This is a genomic window from Rhodovulum sp. BSW8 (assembly GCF_003314725.1).
Lineage (GTDB): Bacteria > Pseudomonadota > Alphaproteobacteria > Rhodobacterales > Rhodobacteraceae > Rhodovulum > Rhodovulum visakhapatnamense.
Window position 1 is genome coordinate 23,575 of the sequence record NZ_QNVX01000004.1, and the last position, 22,074, is coordinate 45,648.

At 68.5% G+C, this 22,074-nt stretch carries 21 protein-coding genes; 7 read left to right on the forward strand and 14 right to left on the reverse strand.

Annotation, left to right across the window (positions count from 1 at the left end):
* Positions 1-55 precede the first annotated feature (55 nt).
* Both DSD19_RS01390 and DSD19_RS01395 read left to right on the forward strand, forming a co-directional pair.
* Complete coding sequence (locus tag DSD19_RS01390) at positions 56-661, forward strand: cyclopropane-fatty-acyl-phospholipid synthase family protein (protein WP_113668279.1); 606 nt, start codon at positions 56-58, stop codon at positions 659-661.
* 59 nt (positions 662-720) lie between these two features.
* The gene (locus DSD19_RS01395) at positions 721-2,079 is read left to right on the forward strand and encodes an MATE family efflux transporter (RefSeq protein ID WP_113668280.1); all 1,359 of its coding nucleotides are present in this window, start codon (positions 721-723) and stop codon (positions 2,077-2,079) included.
* A 41-nt stretch (positions 2,080-2,120) separates the two neighbouring features.
* Here DSD19_RS01395 and DSD19_RS01400 read toward each other — a convergent pair whose 3' ends face one another.
* Positions 2,121-3,323, reverse strand: coding sequence for a pyridoxal phosphate-dependent aminotransferase (locus tag DSD19_RS01400; RefSeq protein ID WP_113668281.1), 1,203 nt, complete (start codon positions 3,321-3,323; stop codon positions 2,121-2,123).
* 89 nt (positions 3,324-3,412) lie between these two features.
* Here DSD19_RS01400 and DSD19_RS01405 point away from each other — a divergent pair, with 89 nt between their 5' ends.
* The 3 genes from DSD19_RS01405 to DSD19_RS01415 all read left to right on the forward strand — a co-directional run bounded on the left by DSD19_RS01405 (position 3,413) and on the right by DSD19_RS01415 (position 4,664).
* Positions 3,413-3,817, forward strand: a complete 405-nt coding sequence (locus tag DSD19_RS01405; RefSeq protein ID WP_075786150.1) for a helix-turn-helix domain-containing protein — start codon at positions 3,413-3,415, stop codon at positions 3,815-3,817.
* Position 3,818: 1 nt separating this feature from the next.
* Positions 3,819-4,079: a succinate dehydrogenase assembly factor 2 gene (locus tag DSD19_RS01410; RefSeq protein ID WP_113668282.1), complete on the forward strand. Its 261-nt coding sequence runs from the start codon at positions 3,819-3,821 to the stop codon at positions 4,077-4,079.
* A gap of 87 nt (positions 4,080-4,166) precedes the next feature.
* A complete protein-coding gene (locus DSD19_RS01415) occupies positions 4,167-4,664 on the forward strand; it encodes a MarR family winged helix-turn-helix transcriptional regulator (protein ID WP_075786148.1) in 498 nt (165 codons plus the stop codon).
* Here DSD19_RS01415 and DSD19_RS01420 read toward each other — a convergent pair.
* From DSD19_RS01420 to DSD19_RS01440, 5 genes are all read right to left on the reverse strand, one after another.
* Positions 4,658-5,413 (reverse strand): DUF1194 domain-containing protein, encoded by a 756-nt coding sequence (locus DSD19_RS01420; protein WP_243627606.1) that lies wholly within the window; start codon positions 5,411-5,413, stop codon positions 4,658-4,660. The genes DSD19_RS01415 and DSD19_RS01420 overlap by 7 nt on opposite strands.
* Before the next feature lie 3 nt (positions 5,414-5,416).
* A complete protein-coding gene (locus tag DSD19_RS01425) occupies positions 5,417-6,118 on the reverse strand; it encodes a DUF1194 domain-containing protein (RefSeq protein ID WP_243627608.1) in 702 nt (233 codons plus the stop codon).
* Positions 6,112-6,540, reverse strand: coding sequence for a VOC family protein (locus tag DSD19_RS01430; RefSeq protein WP_113668284.1), 429 nt, complete (start codon positions 6,538-6,540; stop codon positions 6,112-6,114). The genes DSD19_RS01425 and DSD19_RS01430 overlap by 7 nt, the downstream gene beginning before the upstream one ends.
* Before the next feature lie 208 nt (positions 6,541-6,748).
* Positions 6,749-7,552: a VOC family protein gene (locus DSD19_RS01435; RefSeq protein ID WP_243627610.1), complete on the reverse strand. Its 804-nt coding sequence runs from the start codon at positions 7,550-7,552 to the stop codon at positions 6,749-6,751.
* Positions 7,553-7,616: 64 nt separating this feature from the next.
* Positions 7,617-8,039: a DoxX family protein gene (locus DSD19_RS01440; protein WP_113668285.1), complete on the reverse strand. Its 423-nt coding sequence runs from the start codon at positions 8,037-8,039 to the stop codon at positions 7,617-7,619.
* Between the two features lie 125 nt (positions 8,040-8,164).
* Between DSD19_RS01440 and DSD19_RS01445 the strand changes: the two genes are divergently transcribed.
* Entirely contained in the window at positions 8,165-9,079 is a 915-nt protein-coding gene (locus DSD19_RS01445) for a LysR family transcriptional regulator (protein ID WP_113668286.1), read from the forward strand.
* Between the two features lie 13 nt (positions 9,080-9,092).
* On the opposite strand, the gene DSD19_RS01450 is transcribed toward DSD19_RS01445, so the two are convergent.
* Positions 9,093-9,704, reverse strand: coding sequence for an NAD(P)-dependent oxidoreductase (locus DSD19_RS01450; protein ID WP_113668287.1), 612 nt, complete (start codon positions 9,702-9,704; stop codon positions 9,093-9,095).
* Between the two features lie 388 nt (positions 9,705-10,092).
* Between DSD19_RS01450 and thyX the strand changes: the two genes are divergently transcribed.
* Entirely contained in the window at positions 10,093-11,004 is a 912-nt protein-coding gene (thyX, locus tag DSD19_RS01455; RefSeq protein ID WP_075786142.1) for an FAD-dependent thymidylate synthase, read from the forward strand.
* Between the two features lie 553 nt (positions 11,005-11,557).
* Here thyX and DSD19_RS01460 read toward each other — a convergent pair.
* The 7 genes from DSD19_RS01460 to DSD19_RS01490 form a co-directional block, all read right to left on the reverse strand.
* Positions 11,558-14,227 (reverse strand): methyl-accepting chemotaxis protein, encoded by a 2,670-nt coding sequence (locus DSD19_RS01460; RefSeq protein WP_243627613.1) that lies wholly within the window; start codon positions 14,225-14,227, stop codon positions 11,558-11,560.
* A gap of 84 nt (positions 14,228-14,311) precedes the next feature.
* Positions 14,312-15,475, reverse strand: coding sequence for an ABC transporter substrate-binding protein (locus DSD19_RS01465; protein WP_165828016.1), 1,164 nt, complete (start codon positions 15,473-15,475; stop codon positions 14,312-14,314).
* 154 nt (positions 15,476-15,629) lie between these two features.
* A complete protein-coding gene (locus tag DSD19_RS01470; RefSeq protein WP_113668289.1) occupies positions 15,630-17,189 on the reverse strand; it encodes an SUMF1/EgtB/PvdO family nonheme iron enzyme in 1,560 nt (519 codons plus the stop codon).
* Positions 17,186-18,385, reverse strand: coding sequence for an ABC transporter permease (locus tag DSD19_RS01475; protein ID WP_113668290.1), 1,200 nt, complete (start codon positions 18,383-18,385; stop codon positions 17,186-17,188). The genes DSD19_RS01470 and DSD19_RS01475 overlap by 4 nt, the downstream gene beginning before the upstream one ends.
* Positions 18,382-19,125: an ABC transporter ATP-binding protein gene (locus DSD19_RS01480; RefSeq protein WP_113668291.1), complete on the reverse strand. Its 744-nt coding sequence runs from the start codon at positions 19,123-19,125 to the stop codon at positions 18,382-18,384. Before DSD19_RS01480 ends, DSD19_RS01475 begins: the two co-directional genes overlap by 4 nt.
* Positions 19,126-19,129: 4 nt before the next feature.
* The gene (locus DSD19_RS01485) at positions 19,130-21,052 is read right to left on the reverse strand and encodes a vWA domain-containing protein (protein ID WP_207802402.1); all 1,923 of its coding nucleotides are present in this window, start codon (positions 21,050-21,052) and stop codon (positions 19,130-19,132) included.
* Positions 21,049-22,071, reverse strand: a complete 1,023-nt coding sequence (locus DSD19_RS01490; RefSeq protein WP_113668292.1) for a hypothetical protein — start codon at positions 22,069-22,071, stop codon at positions 21,049-21,051. Before DSD19_RS01490 ends, DSD19_RS01485 begins: the two co-directional genes overlap by 4 nt.
* Positions 22,072-22,074: the final 3 nt, after the last annotated feature.

Genomic DNA, 22,074 nt, shown 5'->3' on the forward strand with positions numbered 1-22,074 from the left:
CCCGCCTTGCCCGCCCCGCCCGGCGCGCCATATCGGCGGGCAGGGGGACCTGCCGATGTGGAACGACCGATACGCCGGAGAGGACTATCTGTTCGGGACCGAGCCCTCGACCCTGCTGAGGCACGAGGCCTCCCGCCTGCCACCCGGCGCCGAGGTGCTGTCGGTCGCCGAGGGCGAGGGGCGGAACGCGGTCTGGCTGGCCGGGCAGGGGCACAAGGTGACTGCGGTCGAGGCCGCGCCCAATGCGCTGGCCAAGGCGCGGCGGCTGGCCGAGGCGCGCGGCGTGACGCTCGACCTGCGTGAGGCCGATATCGACCGCTGGGACTGGGCACCGGGCGCCTTCGATGCGGTTCTGGGCGTCTTCATCCAGTTCGGCGACCGCGCAGCCCAGGACCGGCTCTTCGCGGGGATGCGCCAGACGCTGAGGCCGGGCGGGCTGGTCTTGCTGCAGGGCTATGCACCGCGGCAGGTGGGCTATGGCACCGGCGGGCCCGGCGATCCGGCGCAGATGTATACCGAGCCGCTCCTGCGCGACCGCTTCGCCGGGTTCGAGATCCTGCTGCTGCGCGATTACGACACCGATCTTGCCGAAGGGCGGGGCCATTCCGGCCGCTCGGCGCTGGTCGAGATGGTTGCCCGAAAGCCGCGCCCGGAGGGCTGAAACCGGTCGCTCCGGCGGGGCCTCTTGCCGGGCGCGCGGGGCGGCGATATGCCCCGGGGATGGCCTCCGTTTCGCCCCTTCCCCTGTCCGCGCATCTGCGCGCGACCCTCGTGCTTGGGCTGCCGCTTGTCGGCAGCCACCTCGCGCAATTCGGCATCTCGCTGACCGATGCGGTCATGCTGGGCTGGTACGACGTGGGCGCGCTGGCGGCCGAGGTGCTGGCAACCTCGTTGTTCTTCGTGCTGTTCATCGTGATCTCGGGCTTTGCCTGGGCGGTGATGCCGATGATCGCCACCGCCGCGGCGGCGGGCGACGAAACCCAGGTGCGGCGCGTGACCCGGATGGCGCTGTGGATCTGCCTTGGCGTCGGGCTGCTGAGCCTGCCGGTCTTCTTCGTCTCGGAACGGCTTTTCCTCGCGCTGGGCCAGACCGCCGATCTGTCGGCGATGGCGCAGGACTATCTGGCCATCGCCGGGCCGGGTCTTTTGCCCGCGCTGGTGGTGATGGTGCTGAAAAGCTATCTCTCGGCTCTGGAACGCGCCCGCGTCGTGCTGTGGATCACGCTGGGGGCGGTCGCGGTCAACGCGGTCGGGAACTACCTGCTGATCTTCGGCCATTTCGGCCTGCCCGAGCTGGGTCTGCAAGGCGCGGCACTGTCCTCTCTGATCGTGAACGTCCTGTCGATGGCGGCGGTGGTGCTTTACGCGCTCTTGGCCACGCCGGAACACGAGCTGTTCCGCCGGATCTGGCGCCCCGACTGGGAGGCGTTCTGGCGCGTCTTCCGGCTGGGCTGGCCCATCGGGCTGACGAGCCTTGCCGAGGTCGGGCTCTTCGTCGCCTCGTCTGTGATGATGGGCTGGATCGGCGAGGTCGCGCTGGCGGCGCACGGGATTGCCGTGCAGATCTCCTCGGCGATCTTCATGGTTCATCTGGGGCTGTCGAACGCGGCGACGATCCGGGCGGGCGCGGCGCTGGGGCGGGGGGACCGGACCGGGCTTTACCGCGGCGCGGTGGCGGCCTTCGGGGTGTCGGCCGTCGCGGTCGCGGTCTCCGTGGTGGCCTTCCTCGCCTGGCCCGAGGTGCTGGTGGGGTTCTTCCTCGACCCGGCCTCGCCCGACCGGGCGGCGGTCATGGCCGTCGGCACCGGGCTTCTGGCGGCGGCCGCGCTGTTCCAGCTGGTCGATGCGGCGCAGGTGATGGCTCTTGGCCTTCTGCGCGGGGTACAGGATACGCGGGTCCCGATGGTGATGGCGGGGATCAGCTACTGGCTGGTGGGGATGCCGGTCAGCTACGGGCTCGGGTTCGGGCTGGGCTGGGGCGGCATCGGCATCTGGCTGGGGCTCGCCTCGGGGCTGGCGCTGGCCGGTGTGCTGATGATGACCCGGTTCTGGTCGCGGGACTGGGTGCCCGCACGCTGAGAAAAAGGCCCGCCGCCCCGGAAGGGGCAGCGGGCGACTGTTCAGCTCAGGCTGGCGCAGAAGTCCTGGATCCGGGTGCAGGCCTCTTTCAGCGCCTCATCCGAGGTCGCGTAGCTGACGCGGAAGTTGGGCGACAGACCGAAGGCCGCGCCGAAGACCACGGCCACGCCCTTTTCCTCCAGAAGCGCGGTCGCGAAGACCTCGTCATTCTCGATCTTCACACCGGCGGGCGTGGTCTTGCCGATGCAGCCCGCAATCGAGGGGTAGACGTAGAACGCCCCTTCCGGCACCGGGCAGTCGATGCCCTCGGCCTGGTTCAGCATCTCGACCACCATGTCCCGGCGACGCTGGAACACCGCGTTGTTTTCGGCGATGAAATCCTGCGGCCCGTTCAGCGCCTCAAGCGCCGCCCATTGCGCGATCGAGGACGGGTTCGAGGTCGATTGCGACTGGATCTTGCCCATCGCCTTGATCAGGGGGGCGGGGCCCGCGGCATAGCCGATCCGCCAGCCGGTCATCGCATAGGCCTTGGACACGCCGTTGCAGGTCAGCGTGCGGTCGTAAAGCCCGGGCTCGACTTCGGCGGGGGTGCAGAACTCGAAATCGCCATAGGTCAGCTTTTCATACATGTCGTCCGACATGATGTGCACATGCGGATGCATCATCAGCACGTCGGTCAGCGCCTTCAGCTGCGCGCGCGTGTAGCCCGCGCCGGTCGGGTTCGAGGGCGAGTTGAAGATGAACCACTTGGTCTTGGGCGTGATCGCGGCTTCCAGCGCCTCGGGCGTGATCCGGAAGCCGTCTTCCATCCGGCCCTCGACGAAGACCGGCTCGCCGCCCGCAAGCAGCACCATGTCGGGGTAGCTGACCCAGTAGGGCGCGGGGATGATCACCTCGTCGCCGGGGTTCAGCGTCGCCATCAGGGCGTTGTAGAGGATTTGCTTGCCGCCCGCGCCGACGCTGACCTGAGAGGGCTCGTAATCCAGGCCGTTGTCGCGTTTGAACTTGGCGCAGATCGCCTTTTTCAGCTCGGGCAGGCCGTCGACGGCGGTGTATTTCGTCTCGCCCCGGTCGATGGCGGCCTTGGCCGCGTCCTTGATGTTCTGCGGCGTGTCGAAATCGGGCTCGCCCGCGCCAAGACCGATGACGTCCTTGCCCGCGGCCTTGAGTTCCCGCGCCTTGGTGCTTACCGCGATGGTCGGCGAGGGTTTCACACGCGCGAGTGTCGCAGACAGGAAGGACATGGTCGTCTCCGGTTTGAAGTTGGGATCGCTTTCTCATAGGGTGCCTCAGGACACCGTTCAAGCGGCTTTGCCGAAAGGAGCTTGCACCGATGGACACTTCCGAGACAGACGCCGCCGACTGGTATTCCGAGGATGCCGCGACCTTCGGCGACCGGGTGGTCGCCGCGCGCGAGGCGCTGGGCATGACCCAGACCGAACTGGCCAAGCGGCTGGGCGTCAAGCTCGAGACCGTGCGCGGCTGGGAGGACGATGTCTCCGAGCCCCGCTCGAACAAGCTGCAGATGCTGGCCGGGGTCCTGAACGTGTCGATCATGTGGCTGCTGAACGGGCATGGCGACGGGCTGGACGGGCCCGGCGAAGAGGCTGTCATCCCGGGCGACGTGCGCGGCATCCTGGGCGAGATCCGGGCGGTCCGGGCCGACATGGCGCGGCTTGCGAACCGGCTCGGCGTGCTCGAAAAGCGGCTTCGGCACGCATTGAAGGAGCATGGCTGAGATGACCGAGTCGACCGAATCCCGCCGCAAGCGGATGCATATCCGCGCCTGGCGGCGGGGCACCAAAGAGATGGACCTGATCCTGGGCCGCTATGCCGATGCCCATCTTGCCGCAATGGACGCCGCCGCGCTGGAGGCCTTCGATGCGCTGCTGGCCCAAGACGATCACGATCTTTATCAATGGGTTACGGGTCAGGTCGCGGCGCCGGACGAGTTCGCGCCGCTGATCGAAAGGCTCGTCGCACGCCCGGTGAACGGGTAGGGAATTCCTGCCTTTTCCACGTTTTAACCGAATATTCGCGACTCATTTCATATTCCTGTCCGGACACTGCGAACGGCGGAGACAAGTATGAGCATCCATTCCCCCATCCCGGAGGGCGATCATCGGGAAGTCATGACCGACTATCTCGAGGCGCTTTCCCTGGTCGAGCGGCTGCACCGGCTGCTGCTGGACGTGATCAAGGACGAGTTCGAACGCCTCGGCGTTCTCGAGCTGAACTCGGTCCAGGCCCTTCTGCTGTTCAATATCGGCGAAAACGAGGTGACCGCGGGCGAACTGAAATCCCGCGGCTACTATCAGGGCTCGAACGTGTCCTACAACCTCAAGAAACTGGTCGAGAAAGGCTACATGCACCATCAGCGCTGCGAGATCGACCGCCGCGCCGTGCGTGTCCGCCTGACCCCCAAGGGCCGCGAGATCCGCGAAGTCGTGGGCGGGCTTTTCGCGCGCCATGCCGAGGGGCTGGTCGCCCGCAACGTGGTCGACGATGACGGCCTGCGCGAGATCACCGCCGCGCTCAAGCGGATGGAACGCTACTGGTCGGACCAGATCCGCTACATCTACTGAGCCCGTCGCGGGCCCGGTCCCGGCCCTGACGGCGCCTGTCCGACGGCCATGGTCTGCAACTCGCGCAACAGCTTGCGCTCCATCGCGGCCTCGAAGTCGGAAAAGCCGCTGGCAACCTCGACAAAGGCGCCGGGGCCGCGGATTACCTCGGCCTCGAAATAGGCGACCAGCTCGTCGAGTTCGGTTTCGGCCTGATCCAGCCGCAGGGACGAACCGATCCCGATGGCCAGCGCATTCACCGTCACCTCGCCGATCTCGACCGCCGCCGGACGCGGCCCCTCGTTCGAGCTTCCGTCGCCGGTCAGATCGAGCGTGGCCTGCCAGCACTGGGGCCGGTCGGCCAACAGGGCGGCGCCCCAGGTCAGCGCCGTGCCGATCGCCGTCGTCCGCGCCGCCGAATTGCGACCCGCGCGCCTCAGCGTGGCCGAGGCCTCTGCCAGCGCGGCCGGGCTGTCGATGACCGTCCAGGGCAGGATCAGCCGCTGGTCCAGCGTCCCGCTCCATTCATAGATCGCCAGCGCCACCGGTGCCGAGGGGATCTGCAGGAAGGCGGCCTGAATGTCGGGATGGATCAGCGCCGCGGCCAGCCCGTCGCGCTGCAGCCGGTATTCCTCGGCATCGACCGACCCCGAGACGTCAAGCCCGATGGCCAGCGCCTGGCGGCACTCGGCGGCACCGGCCGATGCGGGGGCATGCGCACTTCCCGCCAGCGCGACCAAGACCCGACACAGCCCCGGTCCCGCCCGCACCGCTCAGCCCCCGTCCCGGGGCAGCAGGCTGGTCCCGCCATAGACCCGCGCGGCCACCTCGCGCATCAGCTTGCGCCGGATCGCGCGTTCGAAATCGGAAAAGTCGCGGGCGGTCTCGACGAAGGCGCCGGGTCCGCGGATCACCCGGTCGCGGTAAAAGTCGAACACCTCGGCGTCGTTCGGGCTGCCGCCACCGATGGCCAGCCCGTTCACGGTGATGTCGCCGAAGGGAAAGCTGGCATAGGCCAGCTCGGGCCCGAAACCGTCATTGTTGATGCCGTCGCCCGACATGTCGAGCGTGCGTTCGGTGCAGTCGGGCGCGCTGTCGAACAGCCTGGCCCCGAAGGCCAGGCCGAAGCCCATCGCGGTCGGGAATGCGGCATAGGACCGGCGCGACCCCGCGATGGCTTCGGCTGCGCCCAGAATGGCCGACGGGCTTTCCAGCAGGCGCCAGGGCACCACCACGCGTTGCTGATAGCGCCCGCTCCATTCGTAGACCGCCAGCGCCACTGGACGGTCGGGCACCGACAGGATAGCGGCCTGGACTTCGGAGGACTTCAGCGCAGCCGCAAGTCCGGCCCGCTGCAGCGCGTCCTCGCCCGGATCGACCGAAGACGAAATGTCCAGAGCCAGCAGCAGGGCCAGCCGGCAGCCGGCCTCTGCCTGGATGGGCGCAAGCGCCAGAAGGGCGGCGAGCCTTACCAATGCCCCGTATTGGGCATGCTGGCCCAGGGCTCGGCCGGGGGCAGCGACTCGCCGATCTGCAACAGCTCGACCGAAATGTTGTCGGGGCTGCGCACGAAGGCCATATGCCCGTCGCGCGGCGGGCGGTTGATGGTGACGCCCGCTTTCATCAGGCGGTCGCACATGTCGTAGATGTTCTCGACCCCGTAGGCGAGATGGCCGAAATGGCGGCTGTCCGACGGCAGGCCGTCGTCTCCGTCCCAGTTGTAGGTCAGCTCGACCGGACAGTCCTCCTGTCCGGGGGGCGCCAGGAAAACGAGGGTAAAGCGGCCCTTGTCGTTCTCGATCCGTCGGGTCTCGGTCAGGCCGAGCAGCTGGTAGAAAGCCATCGATGCGTCAAGGTCCTTCACGCGGACCATGGTATGCAGGTAGCGAACTTTCATGCGTCTCTCCGTCTTGTGGGCTGCCATCTAGAACGGATCGGCGCGGCGGCGAGGGGCGGGCCTTTCCCGTGCGTCGCCTGGCGCCTCTGCCGCGCCGAAACGCCACCGCCCCGGTCCGACGGTGACCGGGGCGGTGCGGCCGGGAACCGGCCTTTCGGTTTTGCGGGCTGAAAGGCCGACCGTGCGCCTTGGGCTTTGCGGGCGATCCTCAGGCCACGCGGATGCGGTTGCCCCAGGGGTCGTCGACCGAACGCCCGGAGCGGCTCGCGGCGGGGTCGGTTGCGGCCAGCACCAGTTCGGCAAGCCCGGTCGCATCGGCGGGCCGCATCCCGGCGCCCGCGCTGTTCCATGTATTGGTTGCCACATGGTGGTGATAGCCGCCGGTCGAGAAGAAGCTGGCCTGCGGGATCTCGGCGGTGACATCGAAGCCCAGCTCGCCGGCATAGAAGGCGCGGGCCTCGGGGATGGCGCCCACCTGCAGATGGACATGGCCGATTACCGTGCCTTCGGGCGCGCCGGTCCAGTGGCCCTCTGCGCGGCGGAGGCTGGCAAGATCGAGCGGCAGGGTATCCATCACCACGCGGTCGCCGTCATGCAGCCAGCTCGCGCGCGGCCGGTCGGCGTAGATCTCGATGCCGTTGCCCTCGGGGTCGCGCAGGTAAAGCGCCTCGCTGACCAGGTGATCCGAGGCCCCCGACATCCGGACCTTCCGCGCATGGGCATGGCGCAGCCAGCGGCCCAGATCGTCGCGGTGGGGCAGCAGGAAGGCGGTGTGGAACAGGCCCGCGGCATGGGGGTAGGGGCGGGCGGCCGCGTCGCGGCGCAGCTCGATCAGCGCGCGGCCGCCCTGCCCGAGGATCAGCTCTTCGCCCGAGCCGGAGATGTGGTCGAGCCCGAGGATGCGCTGGTAGAAGTCGCCGATCAGGTCGAGGTCGCGGACGGTCAGGGCGACGCGGTCGATGGCGACGGGGGCAATCTTGGAAACGGTTTCGGAAACGGTGTTGGTGGTCACGGCGAAAGCCTTTCTCGAATGCGAGGAAGAGGGGCGCGGCCCGGCGGTCCGGGCCGCGTGGCGGTCAGATCGCGGTCAGGGCCAGGGCGCCGCTGCCCAGCAGGGCCTGCACCAGCAGGGTCAGGGTCCAGAAGGCCGGGTATTCCCAGCCGCCGTTCTGGTTGTTGAACCAGAATCCGTTGGCGCGGTGGGCGAACCAGCCCGCACCGGCGATCACCGGGATCAGCAGGATCGAGACGAGGCTGGTCCAGAGCCCGACGATCAGGGCAAGCCCGCCCAGGATCTCGGCAGCCATGGTCAGATAGGCAAGGACGCCGGGCAGGCCGAGCGAGCGGAAGAAGCCCGCCGCGCCCGCCGGTCTGAAGACGAAGATCTTCAGCCAGGCATGGGCGAGAAAAAGCGCGCCCAGAGCAACGCGAAGCAGCAGGGCGGCGACGTCGATGGCGGTGGCAGAGCCGAAGCCGAGGTCTTGAAGCAGAGTGGTCATGATCTGTGTCCCATTGCGGTGCCGCCAGTGGCGGCGTTGTGCGATGACCCCGAGATAGCGGCTTGCGATTGTCGCAGGAATGATATGAAACTGGGGAACACTATCGCCGAAATGGGGATAAAAGCATGGATCTGGTCGACGGACTCCGCACCTTCGTGGCTGTGGCCGAAAGCGGGTCTTTCACCCGGGCCGGAGAACAGCTGGGCATCACCAACAAGGTGGCCAGCAAATACGTGGCCGCGCTGGAAGAGCGGTTGGGGCACGTGCTTTTCTACCGGACCACGCGCGCGGTCTCGCTGACCCATGAGGGTACGAAATGGCTGCCCCATGCCCGCAAGGTCCTGGCCGCGCTGGAAGAGGCGGACAGCGCGCTGCGCGATCCGGCCGACGGGCTGTCGGGGCGGCTTCGGCTGACCTGCGGCACCACGATGGGCGAGCTGGTCGTGGCCGACGCGGTGCGTGGCTTTCTGGACGAAAACCCGGCAATGCAGGTCGAATTGCACCTGTCGGACGCGCTGGCCGATCTGGCGGCCGGCGGGTTCGATCTGGCGGTGCGGATCGGCATTCCACAGGATTCCAGCCTGAAGATGCGGCGGATCGGGACGACACGGCTTTGCGTGGCGGCCAGCCCGGCCTATCTGGCGCGGGCCGGGCGGCCGCAGCATCCGCGCGATCTGGAAGGCCATACGGCACTTCTGGACCTGAACGAGCACCCGGCGGGGCGCTGGCAGTTCCGGGATGCGAACGGTCCGCTGACCGTCACGGTCTCGGGGCGGTTCGCCGTCAACAGCGCCTCGCAGACGATCCGGGCCGCGCTGGCGGGGGAAGGCGTGATGCGGGCGCCCGACATCTTTCTTGCGCCGCATCTGGCATCGGGTGCGCTGGTCGAGCTGTTGCCCGGCCATGGGACGGCTGCACATCCTTTGAACCTGCTGACCTTGCCCACGGCCTTCCGGCTGGAAAAGGTCGATGCCTTCGCGGCGGTCCTGAAACGCCATCTCGCAGGTCTCGGCTCCGACACCCGGCACCCGGCACCCTGACGGGCGGGGGCCGTCAATAGCCGACGGTAAAGCGTTCGCGGCGATGCGCGGGCCGTTCCAGCTCGTCGACCATCGCGATGGCGTAATCCGCGAAGCTGATGCGGCTGCCATCCTTGCCGGTCAGAAGCCGGTCCTTGCCAAGGCGGAAGGTTCCGGTCCGCGCGCCCTGCTCGAACAGCGCCGGGGGCGACAGGAAGGTCCAGTCCAGATCGTCGGCCTTGCGCAGCATCTCAAGATAGTCGGCGCCCCGGGCGGCCTCGGGTTTGTAGGCTTCGGGGAAATCGGGCGTGTCGATCAACCGTTGCCCCGGAGCGATCTCGAGGCTGCCCGCCCCGCCGACCACCAGATAGCGCTTGACGCCCGAGACCCGAACCGCCGCCAACAGCGCGGGCAGGTCGGTCGCGGTGAAATGCACGGCCGAGATCGCGGCGTCATGGCCGGACAGAAGCCCGACGATCCGGTCCCGGTCATGCAGGTCGGCCGCCTCGGCGGTGACCCCGGGCAGCGCCGCGATCCGCTCGGGGTTGCGCGCGATGGCGGTCACCCGATGGCCCCGGGCCGACAATTCCTTGAGAATTTCCGAGCCCGCGTTCCCGGACGCCCCGACAAGAGCGACATTTGTCATGCGAAAGTCCTTTCCTTTGATCGTTTGTCGGGACCGAAGCCCGGCGGGCCTGAGGGAAGGTGCGCCGTACCGTTCTTGTTTTTGCGTGCGATCGGTACGGGACATGCTGGCCGGGGTCCGTCATGATGTCTTCTGTCCAGAGCCGCAGCGCCGCCGGGCATGGCATCAATATGGGCGCCGTATTGGCATAGAGTACGCCGCTAAATGCAGCCTTGGTGTTCGTTTATGACAGACAGTCGCGCGTGGCCGCGGTGGCTTTGACCGCTGTGGGCGTTGCAGGAAAGCCTCGCTGAGGACCCCGCGCGCCCTACTGCATGTCGCTGTTTTGTAGTCCGGCTTGCATAGATATAGTCTGGTCCGACTCACCTTCTGCCGGAAAGGACGCTTGATGCCCGTCACCGAGGACCAGCTTGCCGAGATCGAGGCGCAGCGCGCCGAGACCGCGCCCACCCGCCGTGTCGTGGCGCGCGGGATGGAAGAGCGTCTTTATACCCTGCATCCGGTGCTGGATCACGGCTTTGTGCGGGTGATCGACTACATGGGCGACGATGCCGCCATCTGTCAGGCTGCCCGGGTCAGCTATGGCCGGGGCACAAAGGCAGTCAGCAATGACGAGGGCCTGATCCGCTACCTGATGCGGCACTGGCACTCGACGCCCTTCGAGATGTGCGAGGTGAAATTCCACGTCAAGCTGCCAGTCTTCGTCGCCCGGCAATGGATCCGGCATCGCACGGCCAATGTGAACGAATATTCCGCGCGCTACTCGATCCTCGACCGCGAATTCTACATTCCCGCGCCCGATGCGCTGGCAGCCCAGTCGACGGTCAACCACCAGGGCCGGGGCGAGGTGCTTGAAGGCGAAGAGGCGGCCCGGGTTCTCGAGATCCTGAAAGCGGATTCGGCGCGCAGCTACGACAATTACGAAGCGATGCTGAGCCAGGACGGCCAGAGGGGGCTGGCCCGCGAGCTGGCACGCATGAACCTGCCCGCGAACATCTATACCCAATGGTACTGGAAATGCGACCTGCACAACCTGTTCCATTTCCTGCGGCTTCGCGCCGACAGCCATGCGCAATATGAAATCCGGGTCTATGCCCAGACCATGTGCGAGATCGTGGCCGACTGGGTGCCCCTGGCGTTCAAGGCCTTCGAGGATTACCGCATGGGCGGCGTCACCCTGTCGGCCCCGGCCATGGACTGCGTCCGTCGCATGCTGAAAGGTGAGCCGGTGACGCAGGAAAACTCGGGCATGTCGAAGGGCGAGTGGCGCGAGTTCGAGGCGGCGATCCAGTCGAACTGAGGCGCCTTGCGGTTCGTCCAATTTCCGGCCGGACGCGGATCGGGGCCGCGCGCAGGACCCGATTAGACAGGAAGGCGCGCCGGTTCCTCGGCGGGGACGTGGCGCAAGTCGCCGCCTGGGCACTCGGCCAGCCGGAGGCCCTTGCCCTGCGCCCGGCTTCCGGCGGGTCCGGTCCTCGGTCCGTCCGGACACCCCGTTCGGGTGTCGGAGGGGCGCAGTCGGTTCATGCGTCGGTCCGGAATGGGGGGGCGCGGCAGGCGAGTCCGGTCCCGGACTGAGGAGACTGTTCCCGAGCGGTCGAGACTGTCCCCGAGAGGTCAGTGTCGCGGTCAGCTGACCGGCTTGGCCTGCCGGTCAGCGCGAGGCTCATCGCGAACGACACCACCACCCGGGACCCGATCCTCTTGTGCAGGATCCGATACGGGGTATGGCGCCCGTCGCCCCAGATCCTGCGGCGGAAACGGGCAGGTCGCGACGCAGGTCCCGCCACGGCATTTCATGTGACGGAAAGAGGTCGTCCGGGCCGCCGCTTTGGGCGGCGGCCCGAAATGGTTCAGAAGTCGGCCCAGCCGGTTCCGGCCGCCGCGCGGCGCGGGGCCTCGTTTGCGGGACCGCTGGCCCAATCCGGTTCGGCATTGGCCGGCGATGAAAGCGACGTGCCGCCCTGATCCAGCCGGAACCGCGCGACAAGGTCGGCCATGGTGGTCGCCTCTTCGCGCAATTGCATGCTGGCGGCGGTCGCTTCCTCGACCATGGCGGCGTTCTGCTGGGTCACCTGATCGAGCTGCGCCGTGCCCGCGTTGATCTCGGCGATGCCGACCGACTGTTCGCGCGCGCCCGTGGCGATGGCGTCGACCAGTTCGGCAATATTGCCGATCCGCGCCGCCATGTCGGTCAGCACCTCGCCGGTGCGGTTCACCAGCGTCACGCCGGATGCGACATGGTCGGTGCTGGCCGCGATCAGGCCCTTGATTTCTTTGGCCGCGTCAGACGAGCGCTGGGCGAGCGCCCGCACCTCGGAGGCAACAACGGCAAAGCCCCGGCCCGCCTCGCCCGCCCGCGCCGCCTCGACGCCTGCGTTCAGGGCCAGCAGATTGGTCTGGAAGGCGATGTCGTCGATCACCCCGATGATCTGGGAAATCGAATCCGACGAATCCTTGATGCCGGTCATCGCCGCCACGGCCTCGACCACCACCGTGTTGCTTTGCTCGGCCTGGTCATGGGCCTCCTTGACCACGCGGTCGACTTCGGCCGCGCCTTCGGCGGCCGCGCGCACGCTGGCGGTCAGCTGGTCGAGCGCCGCTGCGGTTTCCTCAAGCGTGGCGGCCTGATTCTCGGTCCGGCGCGACAGGTCGTCCGACGAGGCGCCCATCTCGGCCGCCCGCGACCGGATCGCGGTTGCATTGAGCGCGATGGTCGCCATCATGTCGTTGAGTGTGGCGAGGGTCGCGTTGAAATCGGCCCGCAGCGCCTCGTAATCGGGCGGGAAGGGGGTCGAAAGGGTCCGGGTGAGATCGCCCGCCGCCAGCGCCTGCAAGCCGCCGGCCAATTCCCTGACCATGGCCTTCTGCTCGTCGGCGCGGCGCCGTTCCTCGGCTTCGGCCTCGCGTTCATGGGCGCGCAGCCGCTCACGTTCGGCGAGGTTGTCGCGGAAGACCAGAAGCGCGCCGGCGAGCCGCGCGACTTCGCCGCCAAAAAGCCGGAAACCCGGAATTTCGGTCATCTCGCCCCGGGCCAGGCGGTCGGTGATGCCGGTCAGCCGTCCGATCGGCCAGACGATCAGCGCCCAGGACAGCACGATGGCCAGCACTGCGACGGTGCCGCTGGCGACGGCCAGCATCATCAGCCGGTCGCGCGCCTCACCCGCCTGAAGCAGGATGGCATCGCCCGCCTCATGTGCATTGGCGATGGCCTCTTCGCTGGTGAGCCGGACGGCCGCCGCGATCTCGCCAAGCCGGTCATTGGCGGTCAGGGACCGGTCTTCGGCCTGGTCCTGGGCATCGAGAAGCGCCAGACGGGTGGCAACGATGCCGGTCTCGGCCGAGGTTTCGCCCGCGATCCGGGCGATCAACTCTTGCAGGTCGTCGGGCACGTAGCTGCGGGCGACCACCGCCTCGAGTTCGGCGACAAGCCCATCGAGCGTGTCCTGGATCTTCGCCGCCTCGTCGACATCCTGGGCGATGGCCCCGAGGAAGGCGGTCGCGATCAGTTTCTCGACCGACAGGCCGATATCGGCGGTGTCGCGGATCTGCTGCACCTCGTTGGTCAGAAGCCGCTCGATCGCCTCGCCGTTGAACTGGGCCGCATCGCGCGCGCCGGTCATCAGGTCGAAGGTCAGGTCGTCCATCGCGCCGCTCAGGGCCTTCTCGCTGGTTTCGCGTTGTTCCAGGACCAGTTCGGTCAACCCCTTGCGCAGGCGGAAGCCGCGCCGGGCGAGCTTTTCGAAGGACTCGTGCGTCTCGACCAGGGCGGGCAGGTAGTCCTCGACCGTCTGCATCTCGGCGAGGCGGCCGAGCGCCACGTCGAGGGCGTTGAGGCTGGTATCGGCCATGTCGCGCATGATCGCGGTATAGGCGGCATCCTCGGACTTCGAGATCGCCAGCGCCAGACCGCCCAGAAAGTTGATTTCGGCGCGGACCTTCAGGATCAGGGTTGCCGCGACGAAGTCGGTGCCAACCAGATGGTCGAGGGTGTAGGTGACGGTTTCGCCGGTCTGCTGGCCGGCAAGCGTCATGTCATAGGCCGCGTCGTCGCTGAGCTGAAAGAGCCGGGCGCGGGTCTCTTCGGCCAGGCGCGTGAAGCTGACCACCTGGCCGGTCATCCGGTCGCTGCTGTCGAAGCGAAGCCCCAGCGCCGCGCGCATCTCGTGCGCCGCCGCATCGAGACTGTTCAGCATCGGGTGAAGATCGCGCGCGACCTCGGGCGAAAGGTTGTCGATCGACCGGCCGAGGTCTTCCTCGCGCGCCTTCAGCGCGGCGAAGGAAACGTCGACGGCGGCGGGACTGCCCGCCAACAGCATGCCGGTCAGCGCGCCGCGGATCTCGCCCGTATTCTCGATCACCGAGACGCTGTCCTTGATGCCGGGCAGCTGTTCGCCCAGCAGACGGTCGAGCGCACCCGACATCGCGGCGAACACCATGAGGCTGATCGCGATCGCGCCGCCCGTCATGGCGCCCATGGCGAGGAAGCCGGTCGCGACCTTGAGCGCTATGCTTCCGAACACTCTTGAAATGAAACTCGCCATCGTATCCTCCGGCGTGCGAAAGTCCTCTTTGCCCTGCGGATCCCTTCGGCCCCGCGGGGCATGTCACGTCCCCGAGGGAGCGGTCCCTGCGGGGACGAGGGTGCCATCCCCGGTCAGGCGGTAGATCCCGACCGCATCGAGCCCCTGCCGGTCGCCTGGGCCGAAGCGCAGCACGAGACCGCCAAGATCGATGTCGCCAAGCCGGTCGAGCGCCTCGGCAAGCTTGTCGCGCGTGGGCTCTGCCCCTGCCTCGCGCAGGGCCTCGATGGCCAGCCGGCCCGACAGATACCCCTCGAACGACCCGAAGCCGGGCGTCGCCTCGGGCAGCGCCGCCTTCAGCGCGGCGCGGTAGTCCGCAGCCACCGGCAGATCCGTGTCGAAGGGCGAGGGCACGGCCTCGCAGAACAATGTCCCGGCCGCGTCCGCCCCGGCCTCGGCCGCGAGCGTCGCGGGATCGACGGTCGACAGCGCCAGATACCGGGTCTCAAGGCCCAGCTCGCGTGCGATGCCCATCATGCGTGCGGCGGGACCCGCACTGGCGACCAGGATCACCGCGTCGGGCGCCGCATCGGCCAGCATCAGTGCGGCGACCTTGACCGCCACGGTGTTGCGCGTGTAGCGCCCCTCGGCGACCATTTCGAGATCGCGCCGGGCCAGCGCCCGGATCACCCCGTCGCGCCCGGCCGCCCCGAAATAGTCGTCCTGATAGAAGACCGCGATCCGTTTCAGCCCGATCCGGTCGACCAGTTCGGCCACGGCGGCCTCGGTCTCCTGATCGTAGCTCGGGCGCAGGTTCAACACCCGTCCGGCCGTTTCTGCCCGGGCGAAATCGGCGCCGGTGAAGGGCGCGATCATCGGCATGCCCGAGCGGTTCGCGACCGGCAGCACCGCTTTCAGTGTCGCGGTGCCCACCTGGCCGATGAAGGCCGCATGGGTGTCGCCCTCGGCCACATCGCGGGCCAGCACGATCGCCCGACCGGGTTCGTAATGATCGTCGAAGGTGTCGAGCAGAAGCTTGCGGCCGCGCACACCGCCTGCGCGGTTGACTTCATCGAAGGCGGCCAGAAGGCCGTCGCGGATGTCGGCGCCCATATCGCCCGACGGCCCCTCGGTCGTGGCGAGCTGGGCGAAGCGGACGGAATCGCGGTCGATGCCCCCGGCGGCCCGGCCGGGGGTCGGCGGGCAGGCAAGGACGAGCATGAGCAGCAGGAAGGAAACGGCGCGCATCGGACACCCGGTTTCGTGAGCAATTCCGAAATGCGATACCGTTCGGGGTCTTAACATTCAGTTCAAAGGGGGGCCCCCGACACCAATACATGCGGCGGGAACTGCGCTTTTCCCGCGGCCCGACGTCGCACCGGGCAGGTCGCTCCGGTTGCGTTCAGCGAGAGAGCACCAGCGCGTGCAATTCGTCCTCTGACATGTCGGGATGATCGCGGTAGGCGTCGAGCACTGCCGAGAATCGGGTCAGGTTGTCGAGGATCTGGCGTTGCGACGAGGCCGAAAGCTCGCCCTGCAAAAGCCGCAACGCATCGCCGGTCAATTGAGAATCGGCGCCTTCGGTCAGGGATTCGACCGCCGAGCGCAGCGACAGCAGGTAGGTTTTCTGTACCTCGCGCAGGGTGGCGAGCTTGGTCATCAGCTGGGCACCCGCGCCCCGCAGGGCTGTGCATTGCTCGGGGCGGCTGCACAGCCGGGTCTGGTCGGCGATGCCGATCAGTTCGCTGCTCATCCGTGCTTCTTCCTGGCGGCCCGCAAGCATCGCGCCGACCAGAACCGCGCCGTTCAGAAGGTTCGACTTGGCAGCCTCGCCGAAGGCCGCGGTCGCTTCCTCGGCCGAACGGCGGACCTCGAGTTGCAATTCCTGCAACGCGGCCTTCCGGCGGGGGTCGATTTCCTCGTCGATCATTTCGGTCAGCGTACCCAGGGGGGTCTGGTCGGCCCCGCCGCGGCCCGTATCTTCGGTTCGCGCGATCCAGCCCGCCTTGATCTCGCGCAGGACCGGGTCGGACCAGGCGACGCTTCGGCTGAGCACCAGCCGCAGACCGAAGGTCTCGCCTGCCGTCGCGCTGCCGTCCGAGGCGCTGTAAAGCGGGTATTCGGTGCGCTCGGCCGAATAGACCTGCGCGGGCGCCGACAGGACCGAGCCGCCGCGTGTGACCAGCCCGCCCGCCTGGCCATGCTCGCGCCCGACCGCGTTCAGCCGGTAGGGCTCCAGCATCAGTTCCTCGGCATTGCCGTAGATGTCGTAAAGCCCCAGCGGGTTGGGCCTCGTCAGCCCCACGGGCAGCAGCGCGCCGCGCGCCGAGCCCACCACCTTGGCATAATCGAACAGATCGCCCTCGCCGAAGAAGCGCCGCGAGGGAAAGACCGTGGGGTCGACGGCCGCTCCGCCGCGGGCGGCGAATTCCCATTCGGTCTCGGTCGGCAGCCGCAGATAGGCCCGGCCGTCGGTTTCGGGCGGCAGCGCGTCGCGGGCCTCGGTCAACAACCACTCGGAATAGCGCCGCGACAGCTCGACCGCGCGAAACCAGGACAGCCCCCCCAGCGCGGTCCGGTCAATCCGTTTGGGCGGGCTGCAATCGCCCATGAGCGCCCGGCCCTGGGCGCGGGTCATCTCGTAGCGGGCGATGTAATAGACGCTGTCGCCAGGCGCGGGGCCGGGGAAGGCGCCGCGCAGATAGGCGGTGCGCAGATAGTCGGAATAGCCGGTCTCGGGGTCGGACTGGCCGACCCGGATCCGGCGGTCGGCCAGCGGGTCGTCGGCCTCGACCGGGACCACGACGCGCTGGAAGGCCATCGCTCCGCCGCAGGGCATCGGCAGGATCAGGTCGGCAGACGCGGTCGCACCGCCCGGATCGTACTGGTCCCTGTCCCAGGTGACCCCGGCAGCGGCGGGCGCGGCCAGCAGAAGCGACATGGCAAGGGCCGCAGCTTTCATGTCTCTTCCCTCAGGACGGTGGCCGGGTCGGTTGTCAGCGCCGCCCGCGCCGCCGCCAGCGAGGCGCAGCCGACGAAGGCGATCACGGCCGCCGCGATGGCCAAGGCTTCGGCGGGCGACACCGAGACCAGCCCGCCGCGCTCGGTCAGCCCGGTCTCGAACAGCCGCTCGGCCAGCGCGGCGGTCAGGCGGAACAGCAGGAAGGACACGCAAAGCCCCAGAACGGCTGTGACCAGCGCCTGCACCACCGGGAACAGCGACAGCTGCCATTGCGGCAGGCCCAAGAGCCCCAGATTGGCCAGCGTCCGGCGCGTGCGCACGACCTCGCCCCAGAAGCCGAAGATCAGCGAGGCGGCAAGCCCCGCCGCCGCCACGGCCACGGTCAGCGCCAGCGCCAGCCCCAGATTGCGCCCGAGCGTCAGCACCGAGGTCACTTCGGCGGTGCGCGCCAGCGTCCGAACGCCAAAGCGGGTTTCCAGCCGGTCCTGCAAGGGCGCCAGCCGGTCGAGCGCGGCGGCATAGACCCGCATCCCCTCGAAGCTTCCGGCGCGCCCGGCCAGCGGCTTGCCGCTGTCGATGCCATGGTCGGGCAGGGCGTAGCCGTCATAGAAGGCCTCGATCAGATCGAGCAGGACGATATCGGCCATCACCACCCGCCCGTCGATCCGCCCGGGGGGCAGCACACCCGCAACCCGCGCGTTCAGCACCAGCTGACGCGGCCGGTTTTCGGCCTGGGTGAAGATCTCGACCCCATCGCCCGCAGACAGTCCGAGTTGAGTGGCCAGCGCGGGCGAGACCGCGACCTCGTCGGGCCCCAGCCCGGGCAGCGGCGCGATCATCGGATCGCCCGTGCCGGAGGGCGCGATCAGCGCCTCCTGCCGCCCGCGCCCGCCGGTCGCACGGACGTTCACGTAATCGAAGAGGCTGCGGGTCTTGAGCGTGGCAAAGCGCACATCCTCCCAGCCCTGCACCTCGGCCAGATCGGCGGGGGTGAAGCTCTGATTGCCCGCGGTGTCGATCTGCAGCGTCGCAGGGTTTGCCATCAGATCGCCGATCAGCGCGTCATAGACCCCGTTCCGCACCCCATAAAGCACCAGCAGCGGCACGATCACGCCGGCCAGCACCGCGACATTGCAAAAGACAAAGATCCAGTCGCGGAAAAGCGCCCGAAGCGCGAGTGTGACCAGCAGTGTCATGCCGCCTCCTGTCCGTCTTCTGCGGCGATCAGGCGGCTGACCGGGCGGCCCGGTGCATGGTCGGGGTCAAGCGCCAGCCGGTAGCGGGTCAGCGCAAAGCGGCCAAGCAGGTCCAGATCGTGCGACGAGACGATCACCGCGCTGCCGGTGCGCCCGGCGGCCTCGAACAGAAGCGTCATCGCCTCGGCGGCATTTTCCGGGTCGAGCGCCGCGGTCGGTTCATCCGCGATCACGAAGCGCGGCCGGTGTGCCAGTGCCCGGGCGATGGCCGTGCGCTGGCGCTGGCCGATCGACAGCCGTTCGGGACGCAGCCCCGCGACCGGGCCAAGCCCGAGCCGGTCGATCAGGTCGCGGACCAGACCGGGGTCGGGACGGCCGCAGATCCGCTGGGGCAGAGCGACATTCTCGGAAAGCGTCAGGAAGGGCAAAAGCCCGCCCGTTTGCGGCACGAAACCGAAAAGCCGCCCGCGCAGACGCGCGATCCGGCCCCGCCGGGTCCAGAGTGCCGTCAGATCGCGCTCTGGCGCATCGCCCGGGCAGAGCCGGTAGACCCCGCCCGCATCGGGCACGCGCAAGAGGCCCAGAAGTTCCAGCAACAGCGTCTTGCCGGTGCCGCTGGGTCCCGTCAGGCCGACGGTCTCGCCCGCGGCAATGGAAAGCTCCGGCACCCGCAACGCGAAGCCCCGGTCGCCATCGGCAAGCGAGACCCCGAGATCGCGGAGGACAAGCGCGTCCGCCATCGGCTCAGGGCAGGATGTCGAAGGGCATGGCGAAGACCTGCTCGCCATCGGGCGCGCCCTCGTAAAGCGCGGTCCAGACGGACGGATCGTACAGCCATTTGCGATATTGGGTCAGCTTCTGGCGCATGCCGTCGATGATCTCGCGCCGCACCATCGGCCCCGACATCCAGCGGGTTTCGTCGGTTTGCAGAAGCTGGCTGCGATAGGGCAGCCGCTCGAGATATTCGAGCGCGCCGCCGAGGCTGTCGGCATCGGTCGCGACCAGCCGGTCGGGGTTCTGGGCCATCTGCGCGATGACGCCGCGCACCTGCCGGAAGAAATCCCGCGCCTCGTCCTCGCCGCGCGTCGTCTCGGCGATCCGGGTCAGGTTGTCGAGCAGCTCCGCCATGGTCGCCATCTCGTTCTTGGTGACCAGAAGCCGCGGCTCGATGGCCAGCGCCTGCGGCTTTTCGGCCGCCCGTTCGGTCACCCAGCTTTCGAAGACATCGGGCGCGCGGGTGCCCTCGCGCGTGCCCAGCCAGGCCAGTTGCAGCGCGTGGCCGAGGAACTCCAGATCGTCGTCGCGGTCCTCGGGGGCCTGCACCCGGGCCTGCCCCAGTGCCATCCGCACATGATCGGTCAGGGCCGTGACCAGCAACGTCACGGTATCCTCGAAAGCCTGTTCCGAGCCGCCCTCGATGGGGTAGTAGAACTGCCGCCCGGCAAAGCGCGACAGCTGCCGGTAGCGGTCGGCGGCATAATCGTGATTGGCGGCCCCGGCATCGGTCTTGAGGTGCAGCGTCATGATGACGATGTTGCGGTCCTCGGCATCGCGCTGGATCTCGACCGGGCCGATTTCCGACCGGGCATTGGGATCGCGCGGGTCCTTGGGGCCGGCATCGGTCACGAGGATGATGTAGCGCGCGTCGAACGGGTCGCCCGAGGCCGTCTGGTCCCAGTCGGTCTGGCGGATCGCGTCCTCGACCCCGGCCAGACTGTCCTCGTTGAAGCCCGGCGATGACACGGTCGCGGCGCGGGTGTTGTCGATTGCCTCCAGCACCGGCAGCTGGTTGATGCGGCGTGCCAGCGGGATCACCTGGCGGGTGCGGTAGTCGAGCCCCGGGGCGGCCTCTGGATTGTCGCGGAAGGCCTCGATGCCGAAATTGATCCGGTCGCCGATATCGGTGCCGTTGATGTCGAAGATGATCTTGGCCAGCGCCTTGCGGGTCAGCTCGATATAGGGCTGCATCGACTTGGTGGTGTCGAAGACGAAGACGACGCCGGTATCGAAGCTTCCGGCCGAGGACGAGGCCTCGGCCGCCGCCGCGGGCAATTCGTCCCGCAGCGGCACCGAGGCCACCTTCAGAAGCAGGTTCGGGTCATAGGTCATCGGGTGCAGGTCCTCGACGAAATCGAGGATCGGCAGGATGTAGAAGCGGTCGCGGATATTGACGAAATTCTCGGGCTCGATCGAGACGACGCCATCCTCGGGCGTCAGCATCCCGGTTTCGGCCTTCTCGATCAGCCGGGCCAGGGTGTCGACCAGCGCCTCGTCCTCCATGAAGCCGCGCAAGCCCCCTTCGGTCCTGAACATCAGCGACCGGGCGCGGTCGGCGGGGTTGGTGAAGGCCGCGACGATGTTCTGGTTCCAGTCGACCACGGTCTCGGTCTCGACCCAGCCGGCGGGGGCCGCGGCCGAGGACGGGCCGATCTGGACCCAGCCGTCCTGCCGGGCAAAGACGTAAAGCGGCTGGAAGGCCGGATAGCGGCTGGAAACCGGGCCGCCCGGCGCGTCGTGAAGCGCCGCCCCCGGCCGGGTCAGAACGCGCTGATAGACGGTCGAGGTGCCCTCGATCAGCAGGGGCCGGGCCAGCGCCGGTCCCGTCTGGATCAGGGCCAGCGACAGGGCGAAGGCGGACAGAGCCGGGCAAAGGCGGGCGCGGATCATGGACGGCAATACTCCTCGGCGGCGCTTCGCGACAGCGTGTCCGAGGCCGCGCGCAACTCGGGACAGAGACGGTCAAGACGGGCCCCGGCCTCGGCGCTGCCTGCGGCCCGTGCCCGGGCATAATAGTCGGCGGCTTTCGAGCCGCTGGGCGTCAGGCTTAGCCCGATCTCGGTCTCGACTGGGTCGTCATTGGCGCCTTCGTCGTAGATCTCGCCGAAAAGCAGCAGTGCCCCGGCGTCGCCCGCATCGGCCCCGGCCTCAAGGGCCGCCAGCGCCTGTTGCGGCGTCACCCGCGCCCCGCAACTGGTCATCAGCGCCCGGCCTTCGGCGAAGGGCAGACCGGCGAGCCCGGCCAGCGCCTCGGCGTCGCAGGGGTCGGGGGGCGGCGGAGGCGCGGGGGCTGTCTTGCGGGTCTCGGTGACGATCGGCGCGGGCGGCTGCATCAGGAACCAGGCCAGCGCACCGCCCGCGATCAGCAGCGCCAGCACCGACAGCCCGGCGATCAGCGGCAGGCGCGAGCGGGCTTTGGGGGCAGCGGTCCCGGTTGCGGTCTCGGTTGCGGTCTCGGTGGCGGTCCCGGGCGTTTCGGGTGTCCCGGGCGTCGGCGTCCCGGCGCCCGGCGCCTTGCCGGTCAGCGCCCCGGCCCCCCGCGCCGGAGCGGCGCGTGCGACGGCAAGCCCGCCGATCCGGGCGGCGCCCGGCATCGGGACCACGTCGTCGGGCCAGCTGATATCGGCCTCGACCCGGTTCACCCGGATCTTCAGCGCGGCATATTCCTCGATCCGGTTGACGATCTCGGGGCCGATCACCAGCGTCGCGCGGCCGCCGTCCTGCACCACCGGATAGGGTCCGAACTCGGCCCGGTCCGACTGCCAGCCGTCAATCCCGAGGAAGCGTTCCGAAAAGGCGTCGAAGACCGACACCGTGGCCTCGGTCTCGGGCAGCGCGTCGGACGCGGCCGACAGTTCGGCATAGCCCCCCGAGGGGCGGTGCGGATCGGGGCGGACCGTCAGGGCCATGGC

What these genes read in the sequence shown, in the direction of transcription:
- DSD19_RS01390 (WP_113668279.1), top strand. Translation starts at nt 56, where the DNA reads ATGTGGAACGACCGATACGCCGGAGAGGACTATCTGTTCGGGACCGAG.
- DSD19_RS01395 (WP_113668280.1), top strand. Translation starts at nt 721, where the DNA reads ATGGCCTCCGTTTCGCCCCTTCCCCTGTCCGCGCATCTGCGCGCGACC.
- DSD19_RS01400 (WP_113668281.1), bottom strand. Translation starts at nt 3,323, where the DNA reads ATGTCCTTCCTGTCTGCGACACTCGCGCGTGTGAAACCCTCGCCGACC.
- DSD19_RS01405 (WP_075786150.1), top strand. Translation starts at nt 3,413, where the DNA reads ATGGACACTTCCGAGACAGACGCCGCCGACTGGTATTCCGAGGATGCC.
- DSD19_RS01410 (WP_113668282.1), top strand. Translation starts at nt 3,819, where the DNA reads ATGACCGAGTCGACCGAATCCCGCCGCAAGCGGATGCATATCCGCGCC.
- DSD19_RS01415 (WP_075786148.1), top strand. Translation starts at nt 4,167, where the DNA reads ATGAGCATCCATTCCCCCATCCCGGAGGGCGATCATCGGGAAGTCATG.
- DSD19_RS01430 (WP_113668284.1), bottom strand. Translation starts at nt 6,540, where the DNA reads ATGAAAGTTCGCTACCTGCATACCATGGTCCGCGTGAAGGACCTTGAC.
- DSD19_RS01440 (WP_113668285.1), bottom strand. Translation starts at nt 8,039, where the DNA reads ATGACCACTCTGCTTCAAGACCTCGGCTTCGGCTCTGCCACCGCCATC.
- DSD19_RS01445 (WP_113668286.1), top strand. Translation starts at nt 8,165, where the DNA reads ATGGATCTGGTCGACGGACTCCGCACCTTCGTGGCTGTGGCCGAAAGC.
- DSD19_RS01450 (WP_113668287.1), bottom strand. Translation starts at nt 9,704, where the DNA reads ATGACAAATGTCGCTCTTGTCGGGGCGTCCGGGAACGCGGGCTCGGAA.
- thyX (WP_075786142.1), top strand. Translation starts at nt 10,093, where the DNA reads ATGCCCGTCACCGAGGACCAGCTTGCCGAGATCGAGGCGCAGCGCGCC.
- DSD19_RS01465 (WP_165828016.1), bottom strand. Translation starts at nt 15,475, where the DNA reads ATGCGCGCCGTTTCCTTCCTGCTGCTCATGCTCGTCCTTGCCTGCCCG.
- DSD19_RS01470 (WP_113668289.1), bottom strand. Translation starts at nt 17,189, where the DNA reads ATGAAAGCTGCGGCCCTTGCCATGTCGCTTCTGCTGGCCGCGCCCGCC.
- DSD19_RS01475 (WP_113668290.1), bottom strand. Translation starts at nt 18,385, where the DNA reads ATGACACTGCTGGTCACACTCGCGCTTCGGGCGCTTTTCCGCGACTGG.
- DSD19_RS01480 (WP_113668291.1), bottom strand. Translation starts at nt 19,125, where the DNA reads ATGGCGGACGCGCTTGTCCTCCGCGATCTCGGGGTCTCGCTTGCCGAT.
- DSD19_RS01485 (WP_207802402.1), bottom strand. Translation starts at nt 21,052, where the DNA reads ATGATCCGCGCCCGCCTTTGCCCGGCTCTGTCCGCCTTCGCCCTGTCG.
- DSD19_RS01490 (WP_113668292.1), bottom strand. Translation starts at nt 22,071, where the DNA reads ATGGCCCTGACGGTCCGCCCCGATCCGCACCGCCCCTCGGGGGGCTAT.